1 protein-coding gene is annotated in these 460 nt (G+C 56.4%); it reads right to left on the reverse strand.

Features of this window, described 5'->3' with window-relative positions:
- Positions 1–130 precede the first annotated feature (130 nt).
- A complete protein-coding gene (locus tag JV201_RS11830) occupies positions 131–460 on the reverse strand; it encodes a DUF6124 family protein (RefSeq protein ID WP_219406951.1) in 330 nt (109 codons plus the stop codon).

Here is a 460-nt window from a genome sequence, read left to right on the forward strand (position 1 = left end):
ATTGAGCGCAGCATGAGCGCCGACTCACTCAACTAAAGTAGGCTCGTTGTCGCTGAGTCGCCGTAGATGTCTACAGCGCCTCGGCGATCAGTCGATTGAGCTAGTTGAGTAGCCTGGACAGCGTCCGGCCTCAGCTACACGGCACCTCYCGATCCATCARYTTCCCCATYAACAACACCCCCAACTCRCTAARYTGGTGAATMGCCARCGCCACATCRCGGTCTTTCCCGCTCAGCTCATCCGACAGATCAAGCAGCAACGCGCTGACCGAGGCAAAGGTTTCGTAGCTATTGGTGATCAAACTTTCACTGCTGGCATCAGCAGCCACACTGAACAGCGCACCCGACGGCGGGGCGGTTTTGGCGGAGGAGGGATTGAGATAGTGATCCAAGGCACGGTGCGCGGCTTGGTTGAGTTTCAAATCGGGAGATCCCGGAGGATTCGGCGTTACCTTGAACAT

It is taken from the genome of Pseudomonas sp. Colony2, from assembly GCF_019382755.1.
Classification (GTDB): domain Bacteria; phylum Pseudomonadota; class Gammaproteobacteria; order Pseudomonadales; family Pseudomonadaceae; genus Aquipseudomonas.